Origin of the sequence: Streptomyces sp. NPDC014801 (assembly GCF_043082085.1) — a bacterium.
Classification (GTDB): Bacteria; Actinomycetota; Actinomycetes; order Streptomycetales; family Streptomycetaceae; genus Streptomyces.
This window is the reverse complement of the sequence record NZ_JBIBXG010000003.1, coordinates 102,005-116,968: the sequence shown is the minus strand read 5'-3', so window position 1 is coordinate 116,968 and position 14,964 is coordinate 102,005. Positions and strand designations below refer to the sequence as shown.

The window sequence follows — 14,964 nt, the reverse complement described above, 5'->3', positions numbered from 1 at the left end:
CGTCACCAGACAGCCGTGCGCACCCTGCGGCTGCAGCGCGGTGTCGGCCGGTCGGCCGGCAGGCCGGCTCGGTGGCCGGCCGGGCCCCCGCCGAGGGCGGGCGGGCCGCGCCGTTCCGGGGATCTCGGCGGCCGCCGGCGGGGCCGGCCGCGGGGTGCCGCACCGGCGGGGCGACCGTTTCCCGACCCTCGACTTGGCCGATTCCCACGCCCCGGAGGGGCCGGCGCACCGCCCGCGCCCGATGCGAAGCACCCGGCCAGCGCGCGGGGCCCGTCCGGCGCGCGGGCCCCGGCCGGTGCGCGGGCCCCCGCCCGGCCGGCGCCGCGCCGCGGCTCCTCCCCCGCCGCCTCCGTCAGGCGGCCGCACCGAGGACCAGCGACGCGACCACCGGGGCCGCGTACACCAGCGGGAAGGGCACGTGGGAGAACCAGCGGGCCCGTACGACGGTGATCACGGCCCCGAGGAAGTACAGGACCAGGCCGATCGCGGCGAGCCTGCCGATCACCGGGACCGCCAGCCCGACCAGCAGGCCGGCCGCGCCGGCGGCCTTGGCGGCGCCCAGCCACGGCCACCAGGCGCGCGGGACGCCGTAGTCGGCCAGCGGCTTCACGGTCCACTCGGCGTGCAGGAAGACGGAACCGGCGGAGAAGGCCGCCATGACGGCTGCGATGACGGTGACGACGACATAGGCGGTGGACATGGCTGCTGCTCCTCTTCGGTGACGGCCGCGCGGGCCGTGCTGCGCTGTCACCGGCCTGACGGTCGGGGCGGCGGCGGTGTGACCGGAGCAGCAGCCTTCCGCCATGTGACGGTCGTCACACCCGAGCGGCTGCCAGGACGAACCAGTGCGCGGGCAGCTCCAGGGGGCTGCCGTCGGGCAGGTTCTCGGTCTGCGCGAGCGCGGTGTCGCCCTCGGCGAGGATCTCCAGTCCGGCCGCGCGCAGCAGGCGCGGGATCTCCTCGTCCGGCGCGTCGGCCGGCTTCAGCCCGTGCTCGAAGACCCGGCTCAGCTTGGGTCCCGGCCCGTCCGGGCCCTGGGCGGCCCGCCGCAGCACCTCGCGGGAGCCGGAGGTCAGCTCGACGACGAAGGCGCGCCCCCGGGTGCCGGTGAGCGCGGCGACGGCGGCGGCGACCGCGGCGCGGGCCTCGGGCTCGCTCTGGTGGAGGACGGCGCGCATGTAGACGTTGCAGTCACCGAGGCGCTCGTGCAGGGCGCGCACGGCGTCGGCGTCGGTCAGGTCGAGCTGGTGGAACTCCACGCCGTCGCCCTCGCCGATGTGCCGCGCGTGCCGGATCGCCGCGTGCGAGAGGTCGACGCCGACGGCGTGCGCGAACCGGGTGGCGAGGTACCGGGTCTGGGTGCCGTTGCCGCAGCCGAGGTCGACCACGGGCAGGGAGGCGTCGGCGTGCGGCAGCAGCAGCTCGGTGTGCGGGACGGCGGTCAGTTCGGCACCGGCGTCCCAGATCGCCTCCCCGGGTGCGTCGGAGGTCTTCTCCCAGTAACTCTCCCACGCGTGGCGGTAGTTGTCCGAGACGTGCATGGCTGCTCCCCAGGATCGGCGTCGTGATCGACATATCGCGACGCCGCGGGGCGGGGCAAGGGTGCGGCAGCGGCCTTTCACCGGATGTTCGACGTGTGGATCAGGATGTCAGCGCCTGTTCGAACCACACGGTCTTGCCGTGGCCCTGTGCGCTGGCGCCCCACTCCCGCGCCAGCCGGCTCACCACGCGCAGGCCGCGGCCGTGCTCTTGGAGCCGGCCGCCCTCCAGCAGCGCGGGCAGCTCCGCCTCCTCGTCGGTGACCTCCACGAGCAGGGCGTCCGCGAGCACGAGCCGCAGCCCGATCGACCGCCCGCCGGTGTGCCGTACGGCGTTGGTGACGACCTCGCTGACGAGCAGCCGGGCCGTCTCCACCGCGTCCTCGTGGCCCCAGTGCAGCAGTTGGTCGTGCACCAGCCGGCGGGCGCGGGACACCTCGCGCGGGTCGCGGCGAAGGCGCCACTCGGCGATGTGGTCGGCGGGGATGCCGTTGAGCCGGGCCATGAGCAGGGCGACGTCGTCCTTGCGCCCGCCGCGCGGGTTGAGCGCGCGGATGATGGTGTCGCAGGCGTCGTCCATGGAGGCGGCGGGGTGGGCGGCGGACTCGCACAGCGCGGCCAGCCCCTCGCCGATGTCGGCGCCGCGCACCTCGACCAGTCCGTCGGTGCACAGCACGAGCCGGTCGCCGGGCGCCACGCGCACCACGGCGGTCTCGAAGGGGACGCCGCCGATGCCGATGGGTGCGCCGGTCGGCAGCTCGATCAGCTCGCTGCGGCCGTCCTGCGCGCGCACCAGCACCGGCGGGATGTGCCCGGCGTTGGCGATCCTCAGCTCGCCGTGGATCGGGTCGTACACGGCGTACAGGCAGGTGGCGAGGTAGGTCTCGCCGAGGCGCCGGGCCAGGTCGTCGAGGTTGCGCAGCAGCCGGTCGGGCGGCACCTCCATCGCGGCCATGGTCTGCACGGCCGTCCGCAACTGGCCCATCATGGCGGCGGAGTTGAGGCCGTGCCCCATGACGTCGCCGACGACGAGGGCGGTGCGGGCGCCGGGCAGTTTGATGGTGTCGAACCAGTCGCCGCCGACCCGGCCGAGGCGGGTGCCCGGCAGATAGCGGGTGGCGGTGTCGCAGCCCGCCATGCGTGGGGCGACCTGGGGCAGCATGCTGTCCTGGAGGGTCTCGGCGACGTTCTCCTGGTAGGTGTACATGCGGGCGTTGTCGAGCACCAGGCCCGCGCGGGCGGCGAGTTCGGCGCCGGTGGTGCGGTCCATGGCGTCGAAGGCGGGGCGGTCGGGGCGGCGCATGAGCACCATGAACCCGAGGACGACGTTGCGTGCCTTGAGCGGGACGATCAGCAGGGAGCGTCCGGTGATCAGCGGCCGCAGGTCGCGCTTTTCGAACTCGCCGGCGATCCGCTCGCTCAGCTCGGGGCTCACCCGCTCGACGAGGACGGGTTCGCCCGTGACCATGCACCGGTAGAACGGCGTGTGCTCGGGGAAGGCGAAGGTCTCGCCGACCGGGACGGTGTCGTCCCAGCGGCCCGGCTCGTCGTTGTGCTCCACCCAGACGCGGTGCATCACGGTCCGCGCGTCCGGCGGCCCGTCCGGGAAGTCCTCGCCGGCCAGGACGGCCGCACGCAGATGGGTGCCGGCGAAGTCCGCGAAGCGGGGCACGGCGGCGCTGGTGACCTCGCGGATGGTCGCGCCGAGGTCGAGGGAGGAGCCGATGCCCCGGCTGACCTCGTTGAGGAACTCCAGCCGCTCCCGGACGGCCGCGTACTCCAGGTCCTCCTCGGCGCCCGCCGGCACGGACACGGCGGCCACCGCGCGCACCGCGGCCGGGGCGGCGGCCTTGCGCCGGTCGGCGCGGCGCGGCACGCCCCAGTCGGGGGTGACGGGCACCCGGTCGAACTGGCTGAACTCCAGCACCGGATAACCCAATTCCAGTACCTGGGCGACGATGCGGGAGCTGGGACCGGGGCCCATGTTGGGCAGGATGTCCGGCAGCCGGCGCGCCAGGCCGTCGGCGTCGGGCAGTTCGGTGTGGCGGGCGAAGCCGGGCGCGATCCGCTCGATCAGCTCGTCGTCGTAGCCGCGCTCGGCGTGCAGCCGGGCCGCGTCGGCGGCGAGGACGAGCAGCCGCGCGGAGTCGGGTCCGACCAGCGGGTAGGCCCACCACAGGATGTCGAGCCGGTCCTGGTGGCCCGGGTGGGCGATGCGGGCGCGGCCCGCGGCCGGGTAGGCGCTCCGGCCGCCGAGCGAGGTCTCCAGGCCCGGCCCGAGCGCGTCGTAACCGTCGTACGGCCCGTAGGCGTCCGGCGTCGGGGCGTCCTGCGGGGCCTCGGGCAGCGCGCCGGAGACCGGCAGCAGATCGACCGCCGCCCGGCCCACGGCGTCCTCGCGGGTGGTGCCGAACAGCCGCCGCGCGCCGGTGCTCCAGTGCGACACCAGGCCGTCGCGGTCGACGACGACCACGGCGAGCGGAATCCGCCCGGGATCGGCCCGCCCGCCGTCCTGGCCGGCCGTGCGGCCCGTGCGTACGCCTGTCTCGGTGCCATGGTCCATGGCCCAGGCCCCTTCTCCCCCTCGACGTCACGTGGGTCCCCGTGGTTGCTGCGCCTCAAGATCTGCGCCCGCCTACCCCACGGTACGGTGACCGCGGACCGCGTCGGGCGGCAATACGGGAATTGCCGCGGCCGGCCCGCGCGGACGCCGGCCGGGCGCTCAGTCCTCGTGGCCGAGTTGCAGGTCCCGCTCGGTGCGGCCGCCGCCGGCGACCTGGAGGACGGTGGCGACGGGCGGGTAGCCGGCGGCGATGACGGTGTACTCCCCGGACGACAGGTCGACGAACCGGAACGTGCCGTCGGCGCCGGTGGTGAGGGTGTCGACGACGTTGCCGGCCGCGTCGAGCAGCGTCACACGCGCGTCCTCGACGGGGCGTCCGCCGCCGGCGCGCACGGTGCCGCGCAGCACGGCGCCGCCGGCGAGTTCGATGTCCTGCCGGGTCTCGCGGGAGGCCTGCACGGTGACCGGCAGGGCGGCCGGGCGGAAGGCGGGGGCGCTGGCGGCGAGGGTGTACTCGCCGGCGACCAGTTCGGTGATGACGTAGCCGCCCTCGCGGCCGCTGCGGGTGGTGGCGACGACCTCGCCGTGCACGTTGGTGAGGGTGACGGTGGCGTCCCGCACCGGGGAGCCGTCGGCGGTGAGCACGCTGCCGGCGAGGCGTCCGGCGCCGCCGAGGACGACGTCGAGTTCGACGGGCCGCTCGCCGACGGTCACGGAGACGGCCTGCGGCTGGTGCCCGCCGGCGGCGGCGATCAGGACGTACGCCCCCGAGCCGGGCGTGGCCAGCGCGTACCGCCCGTCCTCGCCGCTGGCGCCCCGGCCGATCTGCTGCCCGGCGACGTCGATGAGGGTGAGCGCGGCGCGCGGCACGACGGTGCCGTCGGGGTGCTGCACCGTGCCGCAGACCGGGATGCCGGCGGCGTAGGGGGCGCGGGCCTGTGGGACGGCGGCGTGCAGGGGCTCGGTCTCCGTGTCGGGGGCGGGGGCGTTGTGGGACACCAGCGGTTTCTCCTTGAGGAAGAAGGCGATGAGCAGGCCGAGGACGAGGACCGGCACCAGGTAGAGGAAGATGCGCGGCATGGCGTCGGCGTACGCCTGGATGTAGGCGTCGCGCAGCGCGGGCGGCAGCCGGTGGACGAGCTGCGGGGTGAGGGACTCGGCGTCGGGCAGGCCGGCGCCCGCGCGGGCGGGGAGGCGGTCGGCGAGGGCGTCGGTGAGCCGGTCGGCGAAGAGGGTGCCGAAGATCGCGGCGCCGACGCTGCCGCCGATCTGCCGGAAGTAGTTGTTGGCGCTGGTGGCGGTGCCGAGGTCGGTGGCGCGCACGGAGTTCTGCACGGCGAGCACCAGCACGGGCATCACCAGGCCGATGCCGGCGCCGAGGACGGCCATCCAGATGCTGTAGTGCAGCCGGGGCGTGTCCACTTCGAGGCGGGACAGCAGCCACATGCCGAGCGCGGAGAGGGCGCCGCCGAGCACGGGGTAGAGCTTGTAGCGGCCGGTGTGGCTGATGAGCTGCCCGGAGATGACGGAGGCGCCGACGATGCCGCCCATCATGGGCAGCATCAGCAGTCCGGACTCGGTGGCGGAGGCGCCGTCGACCATCTGCAGGAAGGTCGGCAGATAGCTGGCGGCGCCGAACAGGGCGACGCCGATCACCAGGCCGACCAGCGCGGAGACGTTGAAGACGGAGTCGCGGAACAGCCGCAGCGGGATGAGCGGTTCGGCGGCGCGGCGCTCGGCGAGCAGGAAGAGCGCGGCGGCGACCAGCGCGCCGGCGCCGAGGCCGGCGATGACGCGCGAGCCCCAGGCGTACTCGGTGCCGCCCCAGCTGGTGAGCAGCACCAGGCAGGTGGAGGCGGCGGCGAGCAGCAGGGTGCCGAGGACGTCGAAGCGGGGCCGGGCGGTCGGCCTCGGCAGTTTGAGCACGACGGCGACGACGGCGAGGGTGACCAGGCCGAAGGGCACGTTGACGTAGAAGCACCAGCGCCAGGAGAGGTGGTCGGTGAAGTAGCCGCCGAGCAGCGGTCCGGCGACGGAGGCGAGGCCGAAGGCGGCGCCGATCAGGCCCATGAACCGGCCGCGCTGCCGCGGCGGCACGATGTCGGCGATGATCGCCTGGACGCCGATCATCAGTCCGCCCGCGCCGACGCCCTGCACGGCGCGGAAGGCGATCAGCTGGTCCATGCTCTGCGCCCGGCCGGCGAGCGCGGAGCCGATGACGAAGACGACGATCGCGAACTGGAAGACGCCCTTGCGGCCGAGCAGGTCGCCGAGCTTGCCGTAGACGGGCAGGCCGACGGTGGAGGTGAGCAGGTAGGCGGTGATCGCCCAGGACATCTTGTCCAGGCCGTGCAGCTCGCCGACGATCTTCGGCAGGGCCGTGGCGACGATCATCTGCTCCAGCGCGGCGAGCAGCAGCGCGAGCATCAGCCCGACGAAGACCAGGCGGACCCGGCGGGGGGTGAGCCCGGCGGGGGTGCCGGGCTCGAGGGCGGGAGGCCCGGGGGGTGCCGTGGCCGGCTCCTCCCGCAGCTCCTCCTGCGTCAGGGTGATCCCGCCCACGTGCCGCTCCCCTCGTCGCGCCTTTTGCACAATTCCCGCGTAGGGCGACAACTACGGGCAGGCGCGACGAGTTACGGCGAACCGGGGCGTCGAACGGAGATCCACTCGAACCGGTGAGTCAGTCAACCGGAGGTCAACCCCGGCGGGTCACGGGGGACTTGTCACTTCTCGACCTCGGCGGCGAGCTTGGCGAGCATCGCGTCGTAGATCCGGGCGAGCCCCTTGGGCGCGAAGGTCTTCTCGAAGAAGCCGCCGATGCCGCCGGCGCCCTTCCAGGTGGTGGTGACGACGGCCCGGGAGCGGCCCTCGCCGGCCGGGGTGACGGTCCAGGTGGTGACCATGGAGGAGTTGCGGTCCTTCTCCACCAGCTGCCCGTCGGTGGGCTCGGTGACCTCCATCAGGCAGTCGCGGATGCGCTTGCTGGTGGCCTGGAGCTTCCAGTGGACGAGGGTGCCCTCGCCGTCGCCGCCCTCGCGCACCTCGTACTCGCTGAAGTGCTCGGGCAGCAGCCTCTCGCGCGCGCCGCTGTAGTCGGCGAGGGTGTCGAACACCTTCTCCGGGTCCGCCGCGACGACCCGCTCGGTAGTGGCCTCGACCTGCGCCATCGATCCCTCCAGGACCTCATGTTTCGGGGGTTGGGCCAAGCCAACCACCCCGCCGGGCGGGGGCCCAAATCGGGGTGGCGGAAGCGATCGATCGGGGGTTCACGGGTGACCGGGGGTGACGCTCGCACGATCATGGGAACACATGTTCTATTGTGTCGGGCAGAGCCACCGAGCCCTTCGCCCGAGCTACCGAGGAGGCGTCATGCGCTGGGAGAACCTCACCGTGGACTCCGGCGAGCACAGCCGGGCCGACGACCCCGCGCTGTTCGGCGCCGACGCGGTCGTCCGGCGCACGTTCGACACGCCGGAGTTCCGCGGGATCACGTTCCACGAGATCCGGGCCCGCTCGATCATCAACCGGGTCCCCGGCGCCTCCCGGATGCCGTTCGAATGGACGGTGAACCCCTATCGCGGCTGCACGCACGCGTGCGTGTACTGCTTCGCCCGCAAGACGCACAGCTACCTCGACCTGGACACCGGCATCGGTTTCGACACCCAGATCGTGGTGAAGGTGAACGCGCCGGAGCTGCTGCGCCACCAGCTGGCCTCGCGCCGCTGGCAGGGCGAGCACATCGCGATGGGCACGAACGTCGACTGCTACCAGCGCGCCGAGGGCCGCTACCGGCTGATGCCGGGGATCATCGCCGCGCTGCGCGACCGGGCGAACCCGTTCTCGATCCTGACCAAGGGCACGCTGATCCTGCGCGATCTGGAGCTGCTCACCCAGGCGGCGCGGGTGACCGACGTCGGCATCTCCGTCTCGGTCGGCTTCATCGACCCCGAGCTGTGGCGGACGGTGGAGCCGGGCACACCGGCGCCCGAGCGGCGGCTGGAGGTCGTGCGGACGCTGGCCGAGCACGGGATCGGGTGCGGGGTGCTGATGGCGCCGGTGATCCCCTTCCTCGGTGACCGGCCCGAGCAGCTGCGGGCCACCGTGCGGGCGATCGCGGCCGCCGGGGCGACCTCGGTCACGCCCCTGACGCTGCATCTGCGGCCCGGCGCCCGGGAGTGGTTCATGGCCTGGCTGGGGCAGCACCACCCGCACCTGGTGGGGCGCTACGAGCGGCTGTACGCGGCGGGCGCGTACGCCCCGAAGTGGTACCAGCGCCGGATCACCCGTCAGGTGCACGAGCTGGCCCAGGAGTACGGCATCGGACCGGCCGGTCCGGGCCTGCCCCGCAGGATCCGCCCGGCGGAGCAGCGGGAGACCCCGACCACGACCGAACCGACCCAGCTTTCGTTCATCTGAGAGCGTTCGAGGGCATCCCTCGGCCCAATTGGGTCAAGTATGGCCAGAACGCGTTCTTCCAGGGTCGCTTTCCGGGACGATGCGGCGTGGACCGTGACACTCGCGGTCCGCCCCCTCCGCCCTGGGAGGCTCGATGAGCAAACGCGCAGCCGCGCTGTGCGGCGCCGTCGCGGTGCTGGCCGGAACCCTCTCGGCCGCCCCCGCGCAGGCCGGTGCCGCGGCGCCCGCCCCCGCCGCGCACCTGACCTGGAAGACCTGCGGCACCACCGACTATCCGACGCTGCAGTGCGCGTCCCTGAAGGTGCCGCTCGACCACGCAAGGCCGGACGGCCGCCAGATCACCCTGGCCCTGTCCCGCGTCCCGCACACCGCCCCGTCCTACCAGGGCCCCCTCCTGGTCAACCCCGGCGGCCCCGGCGGCAGCGGGCTCACCCTCGCCGGCTTCGTCGCCTCCTCGCTGCCCAAGTCGGTGGCCGCGCAGTACGACGTCATCGGCTTCGACCCGCGCGGCGTCGGCAGGTCGAGCCCCGCCCTGGACTGCAAGCCGGGCCAGTTCGCCCCCGTGCGCCCCGACTCGGTCCCGGCGACCGGCGCCCTGGAGCAGGCCAACCTGCGGCGCGCCACGTCCTTCGCCGCGGCCTGCGGCCGCACGTACGCCGACCTGCTGCCGTACATGGACACCGTCAGCGCCGTGCGCGACATGGACGCGATCCGCCGCGCCCTCGGCGCGCCGAAGCTGAACTACTTCGGCTACTCCTACGGCACCTACCTCGGCGCGGTCTACGCCAAGCTCCACCCGGAGCGGGTGCGCCGCCTGGTGCTGGACTCCATCGTCGACCCCACGGGTGTCTGGTACGACGACAACCTCACCCAGGACCTCGCCTTCAACGACCGCCACCGCGCGCTGATGGCCTGGATCGCGAAGTACGACGCCACCTACCACCTGGGCACCGACCCGGCCCGGGTCGAGGCGAAGTGGTACGCGATGCGGGCGGCGCTCGCGAAGAAGCCGGCCGGGGGCAAGGTGGGCGCGTCCGAGCTGGAGGACACCTTCATCCCCGGCGGCTACTACAACGGCTACTGGCCCTACCTCGCCGAGGCGTTCGCGGCGTACGCCACCAAGAAGGACACCGCGCCGCTGGTGGAGGCGTACGAGAACTTCGGCGCGGTCGACGCCTCCGGCGACAACGGCTACAGCGTCTACACCGCCGTGCAGTGCCGGGACGCCTCCTGGCCGCGCGACTGGCGGCAGTGGCGCAAGGACAACTGGGCGGTGTACGAGAAGGCCCCGTTCATGGCCTGGAACAACGCCTGGTACAACGCGCCGTGCGCGTTCTGGCCGGCGACCGCCCGGCGCCCGGTGCACGTGGCCAACGCCGAGCTGCCGCCGGTGCTGCTGTTCCAGGCGACGAACGACGCGGCGACCCCCTACCGGGGCGGCGCGACCGTGCACCGGCTGCTGGCCCGCTCCAGCCTGGTCGTCGAGCAGGGCGGCGGCAACCACGGCATCACGCTCAGCGGCAACGCGTGCCTGGACCGGTATCTGTCGGCGTACCTGGCGAACGGCACGGTGCCGCGCGGCCGCGGGCCGGTCGACGCGGTGTGCGCCGCGCTGCCCGACCCGAAGCCGCTCGGCACCAAGGAGGCCTCCAGCGGTTCGCGGGGCTCGGCACTGCACGGGCTGCTGGGCTTCCGGGGATGAGGAACTGACGTCCCGTCGGGGACGGCCGGTGTCACACCCGTGCTCCATGATGGACGCATGAGTGAGCCGACCAGGATCGCCGCCCCCGACGGCGTCGCGCCCGCCGCCCAGTACAGCCATGTCGTCATCGGCACCGGACGCCTCGTCGCCGTCGCGGGACAGCTCCCGCTGGCCGAGGACGGCACCGTGGTGGGCGAGGGCGACCCGGCCGCGCAGGCCCGCCAGGTCTTCACCAACCTCGGCCGGTGCCTGTCCGCCGCCGGCGCGACGTTCGACGACGTCGTCAAGCTGACCTACTTCGTCACGGACATGGCCCACATGCCGGCGATCCGCGCGGCCCGCGCCGCGCACCTGCCGGACGACCGCCTCCCGGCGGCCTCCGCGGTCCAGGTGGCGGCGCTGGTGCGCCCCGAGTTCCTGATGGAGATCGAGGCGTTCGCCGTCCTGCCGGAGTGACCGGCGCACCCCTCGCACGGCGGCACCGCGCCGCTCGGGCCGGCGGACCCCGGCCGGTGCGCCTTTCGCCGTCGGGACGCCGTGCAGCTCTCCGGCCGACGCCGTGCAGCTCTCCGGCGGACGCGGTACAGCCCTCCGGCCGACACCGTGCAGTTCTGCGGCGGACGCCCCGCAGCCCTCCGGCCGACACCCTGCAGCCCATCGGCCGCCACCCCGCTGCCCTCCGGCGGACGCCGTTCAGCGCTGTTGCGGGATGCGGCCCAGGGCGTGGACGGCCGCCTCGGCGAGGGCCGGGTGGGCGAGGGCCTCGGTGAGGACGTCGCGGGCGCGGTCGTCGCCCAGGGTGCCCAGCCCCTCCACGCAGGCCAGGGCGACCCGCCGATAGGGGTCGTGGGGGTGCAGGCGGCGCCGCAGGGTGGTGATCAGGGCGGGGACCGACTCGGGGGCGCGCAGCGCGACCAGCAGACGCACGGGGTGCAGGGCGTAGGCGACGCGCAGTTCGTTGGTGGCGAGGGCGGCCGCAGCGCGGGCGGTGCGCGGGTCGCCGAGGCGGGCCAGGGCGTGCGCGGCGGACGCGCAGCGCTCGGGGTCGCGGTGGTTGAGGAGCAGCACGAGGGATTCGAAGGCCCGGCGGTCGCCGGCCCGGCCCAGGCGGAACGCGGCCAGTTCGCGGGCCCACAGGGGCTGCCCGGGCGCGGTGAGCACCCCGGCGAGCACATCGCCGTCCTCGGTGGTGAGCAGCCGCTCGAACTCCGGACCGCCCCCCGACTCCCGCCGTAAGCGCTCCGTGAGCGATCGCAACTCTTCGTCCATCTCCCCAAGAGTAGGCGGGCCGGTACCGGGGAGGGACCTACATCACAAAGTCGGGGGGCTGGCGCGCTCGTTACCCGGCGGTTAAGCTCAGACGAGCGAGTTACCCACTCGCACCCCCTCGTGGCGGTTTGGTGACGCGGCCGCCATGTGGGATCGGCTCCCTTGCCGTGCGGCAGCGGGAGCAGTCGGTTCGGTACCTCACGTACCGCAGTGCGACCCGGCCTCGGGACAGGGCCGGTCGATCTCCCGCCGTTCGCCGGGCGTGTGCACGCCCCACGGCGACGGCACCGGGCGTGTGCGCTCGCAGCCCGGCCACACCCGCACTCCTGCACGCACCCGGTGCGCCCCTCGGCGCACCCGGGCGCGCTCCTTCGTCGTCACCCTCATTCTGGAGTCCCGCGATGGCCACTCCCCTGTCCCCCAGCTCTCCCTCCGCCCCGCGCAAGATCGCCGTGGTCGGTCTCGGCACCATGGGCACCGGCATCACCGAGGTCCTGCTCCGCGCCGGCCGCGAGGTGACCGGTATCGACATCAGCGAGGCCCAGGTGGCGCAGTGCGTCGCCGCGCTGGAGGTTTCCACCGCCCGTGCCGTCGAGCGCGGCCGGCTGACCGAGCAGGAGCGCGCCGACGCCCTGGCGCGCCTGCGGACCGCCACCGAGCTGACCGCCGCCGCCGACGCCGATCTGGTGATCGAGGTCGCGCCGGAGTCGTACGAGGTCAAGCACCAGATCTTCCGTGAGCTGGACGGGATCGTGCGTCCCGAGACCATCCTCGCGACCGGCACCAACGCCCTGTCGGTGACGAGGCTCGCGGCCGACTCCGCCCGCCCGGAGCGGGTGCTGGGCCTGCACTTCTTCAACCCGGCGCCGGCCATGAAGCTGGTCGAGGTGGTCTCCAGCGTGCTGACCGCGCCGCAGGCCGTCACCGCGGTCACCGACCTGGCCGTGGAGCTGGGCAAGGAGCCGGTCGCGGTCGGCGACCGCCCCGGGTTCGTCGCGGACGGGCTGCTGTTCGGCTACCTGAACCAGGCCGCCGCGATGTACGAGGCGAAGTACGCCTCCCGCGAGGACATCGACGCGGCGATGCGGCTCGGCTGCGGTCTGCCGATGGGCCCGCTCGCCCTGCTCGACCTGATCGGCATCGACACCGCGCGCACGGTCCTGGACGCCATGTACGCCGAGTCCCGGGACCGGCTGCACGCCCCGGCGCCGATCCTGAAGCAGCTCAGCGAGGCGGGTCTGACGGGCCGCAAGGCGGGCCGCGGCTTCTACACCTACGAGGCGCCCGGCAGCGGCACCGTCGTGCGGGACGCGCTGACCCCGCTGGAGGGCGGCGGCCTGACCGCCGGCCGCACGGTGCGCTCGGTCGGTGTCGCGGGCTCGGGCACCATGGCCTCCGGCATCGCCGAGGTCTTCGCCAAGGCCGGCTACGACGTGGTGCTCGCCGCGCGCAGCGAGGAGAAGGCGCAGGCGGCGAAGGCCCGGATCGGCAAGTCGCTCGCGCGCTCCGTCGACAAGGGCCGGATGACTGCCGAGAGCGCCGCGCAGACGCTGGAGCGGATCACCCCGGCGGGCTCCTACGACGCGTTCGCCGACGTCGACCTGGCCGTCGAGGCGGTCGCGGAGGACCTGGAGGTCAAGCGGCAGCTGTTCGGGACGCTGGACAAGGTCTGCAAGCCGGGCGCGGTCCTGGCGACGACCACCTCCTCACTGCCCGTCGTGGCCTGCGCCCGCGCCACCTCGCGTCCCCAGGACGTGATCGGCATGCACTTCTTCAACCCGGCGCCGGCGATGAAGCTGGTGGAGGTCGTCCGCACGGTGCTGACCGCCGACGACGTCCACGCGACGGTCCGCGAGGTGTGCGGCCGGATCAAGAAGCACGCCGTGGACTGCGGCGACCGGGCCGGTTTCATCGTCAACGCGCTGCTCTTCCCGTACCTGAACAACGCGATCAAGATGGTCCAGGAGCACTACGCGACGCTGGACGACATCGACGCGGCGATGAAGCTGGGCGGCGGCTACCCGATGGGCCCGTTCGAGCTGCTGGACGTGGTCGGGCTGGACGTCTCGCTGGCCATCGAGAAGGTCCTGCACCGCGAGTTCCGCGACCCCGGCCTGGCCCCGGCGCCACTGCTGGAGCACCTGGTGGCCGCGGGCTGCCTCGGCCGCAAGACGGGCCGCGGCTTCCGCGAATATGCCCGCCGCTGAGGGATCCGGCGACGCGCTGCGCGGGGCCGCGGACCGCGCGGACTGGGGCGGCCTGCTCGATCCGGCCGCCCCGCTCCCGCCCTTCGGGGGCCCGGGAAGCCGCGGACCTGCGCAGCAAGCCGCGCCCATGCAGTACGTTCGGGTCATGTCCCAGCCCGCCAAGTCCTCACGTACACCAGGCACGCCCGACGCGCCGGAAACCGCCGCGGGCTCCCGCGCGGCCGCTCAACGGCTGAAAATGCGCCGGGAACTGGCGGCCGCCGCGATGGAGCTCTTCGCGACCAAGGGGTACGAGGCGACCACCGTCGACGAGATCGCCGCCGCGGCCGGCGTCGCGCGCCGCACCTTCTTCCGCCACTTCCGCTCCAAGGAAGAGGCGATCTTCCCCGACCACGACGACACCCTGATCCGCGCCGAGGCGGTGCTCAACGCGGCCCCCGCGCACGAGCACCCGCTGGACACGGTGTGCCGCGGCATCAAGGAAGTCATGAAGATGTACGCGGCCCGCCCGGAGATCTCGGTGGCCCGCTACAAGCTGACGCGCGAGGTGCCCACCCTGCGCGAGGCGGAGATCGCCTCGGTGGCCCGCTACGAGCGCCTGTTCACGCGCTATCTGCTCGGCCACTTCGACGAGCACGCGCACGACGACGACGCCAACGACGACCCGCTGCTGGCCGAGGTGGCCGCCTCGGCGGTGGTCACCGCGCACAACCACGTGCTGCGGCGCTGGCTGCGGGCCGGCGGCCAGGGCGATGTGGAGGCGCAGCTGGACCACGCCTTCGCGATCGTCCGCAAGACGTTCGGCACCGGGATCATGGCGGGCCGCACGGCGGCCCCGAAGCCCCCGGCCGCCGCGACGGCGTCCGCGCAGGGCGAGGTGCTGGTGACGGTCGCGCGCACCGACGCGCCGCTGGAGGAGGTCATGCGGACCATCGAGCAGGCGCTCAAGGAGCGCTGATTCCCGCGCGCGTCCCGCGGCGCGCCTCACAGCGCCTCTGTGACAACGGCCACCCGCAAGGGTGGCCGTTTTGGCGTGTCAGGAGCCGTTTTCGACCGGCTCTCCAGTGGCATTCGATCGATCATCGCTCATTTGTTACGTAAAGATTTCATCTGAGAGCAAGTTCTGGCACTCAGTGCCTTGTCACCTGACACGCTGTGCCATACGTTGAGAGTGTTCCGGGCGGCCGGCGCGCAGCGAACCTCCGTGCGTCGGCTGTCCCCGCAAGCCTGCAGGCCTGCGCGCCCGGACGCCTGCGTCACAGGCACCCT

General features: G+C 73.7%; 11 protein-coding genes. 5 read left to right on the top strand and 6 right to left on the bottom strand.

Annotated elements, in window-relative coordinates:
* Positions 1-352: 352 nt before the first annotated feature.
* The 5 genes from ACF1AL_RS07260 to ACF1AL_RS07240 all read right to left on the bottom strand — a co-directional run bounded on the left by ACF1AL_RS07260 (position 353) and on the right by ACF1AL_RS07240 (position 7,268).
* Positions 353-700: a DoxX family protein gene (locus ACF1AL_RS07260; protein WP_391818723.1), complete on the bottom strand. Its 348-nt coding sequence runs from the start codon at positions 698-700 to the stop codon at positions 353-355.
* Between the two features lie 115 nt (positions 701-815).
* Entirely contained in the window at positions 816-1,541 is a 726-nt protein-coding gene (locus ACF1AL_RS07255; protein WP_391779789.1) for a class I SAM-dependent methyltransferase, read from the bottom strand.
* Between the two features lie 100 nt (positions 1,542-1,641).
* Positions 1,642-4,101, bottom strand: a complete 2,460-nt coding sequence (locus tag ACF1AL_RS07250) for a SpoIIE family protein phosphatase (protein WP_391825505.1) — start codon at positions 4,099-4,101, stop codon at positions 1,642-1,644.
* A gap of 159 nt (positions 4,102-4,260) precedes the next feature.
* Positions 4,261-6,663: an MFS transporter gene (locus tag ACF1AL_RS07245; protein WP_391825504.1), complete on the bottom strand. Its 2,403-nt coding sequence runs from the start codon at positions 6,661-6,663 to the stop codon at positions 4,261-4,263.
* A gap of 161 nt (positions 6,664-6,824) precedes the next feature.
* Positions 6,825-7,268 (bottom strand): SRPBCC family protein, encoded by a 444-nt coding sequence (locus ACF1AL_RS07240; protein WP_391825503.1) that lies wholly within the window; start codon positions 7,266-7,268, stop codon positions 6,825-6,827.
* A 202-nt stretch (positions 7,269-7,470) separates the two neighbouring features.
* Here ACF1AL_RS07240 and ACF1AL_RS07235 point away from each other — a divergent pair, with 202 nt between their 5' ends.
* The 3 genes from ACF1AL_RS07235 (at position 7,471) to ACF1AL_RS07225 (ending at position 10,675) form a co-directional block, all read left to right on the top strand.
* Entirely contained in the window at positions 7,471-8,517 is a 1,047-nt protein-coding gene (locus ACF1AL_RS07235; RefSeq protein WP_391825502.1) for an Rv2578c family radical SAM protein, read from the top strand.
* A gap of 133 nt (positions 8,518-8,650) precedes the next feature.
* Positions 8,651-10,219 carry an alpha/beta hydrolase gene (locus ACF1AL_RS07230; protein WP_391695275.1) on the top strand — a complete coding sequence of 523 codons (1,569 nt, stop codon included), beginning with the start codon at positions 8,651-8,653 and terminating at the stop codon, positions 10,217-10,219.
* Positions 10,220-10,276: 57 nt separating this feature from the next.
* The gene (locus tag ACF1AL_RS07225) at positions 10,277-10,675 is read left to right on the top strand and encodes a RidA family protein (protein ID WP_366836687.1); all 399 of its coding nucleotides are present in this window, start codon (positions 10,277-10,279) and stop codon (positions 10,673-10,675) included.
* Between the two features lie 237 nt (positions 10,676-10,912).
* On the opposite strand, the gene ACF1AL_RS07220 is transcribed toward ACF1AL_RS07225, so the two are convergent.
* Complete coding sequence (locus ACF1AL_RS07220) at positions 10,913-11,488, bottom strand: adenylosuccinate lyase (RefSeq protein ID WP_391695272.1); 576 nt, start codon at positions 11,486-11,488, stop codon at positions 10,913-10,915.
* Positions 11,489-11,889: 401 nt separating this feature from the next.
* Between ACF1AL_RS07220 and ACF1AL_RS07215 the strand changes: the two genes are divergently transcribed.
* Together ACF1AL_RS07215 and ACF1AL_RS07210 are read left to right on the top strand one after the other, a co-directional pair.
* On the top strand, positions 11,890-13,695 hold the full coding sequence (locus tag ACF1AL_RS07215) for a 3-hydroxyacyl-CoA dehydrogenase family protein (RefSeq protein WP_391825501.1): 1,806 nt from the start codon (positions 11,890-11,892) through the stop codon (positions 13,693-13,695).
* 145 nt (positions 13,696-13,840) lie between these two features.
* Positions 13,841-14,653 (top strand): TetR family transcriptional regulator, encoded by an 813-nt coding sequence (locus tag ACF1AL_RS07210; RefSeq protein ID WP_366836684.1) that lies wholly within the window; start codon positions 13,841-13,843, stop codon positions 14,651-14,653.
* Positions 14,654-14,964: the final 311 nt, after the last annotated feature.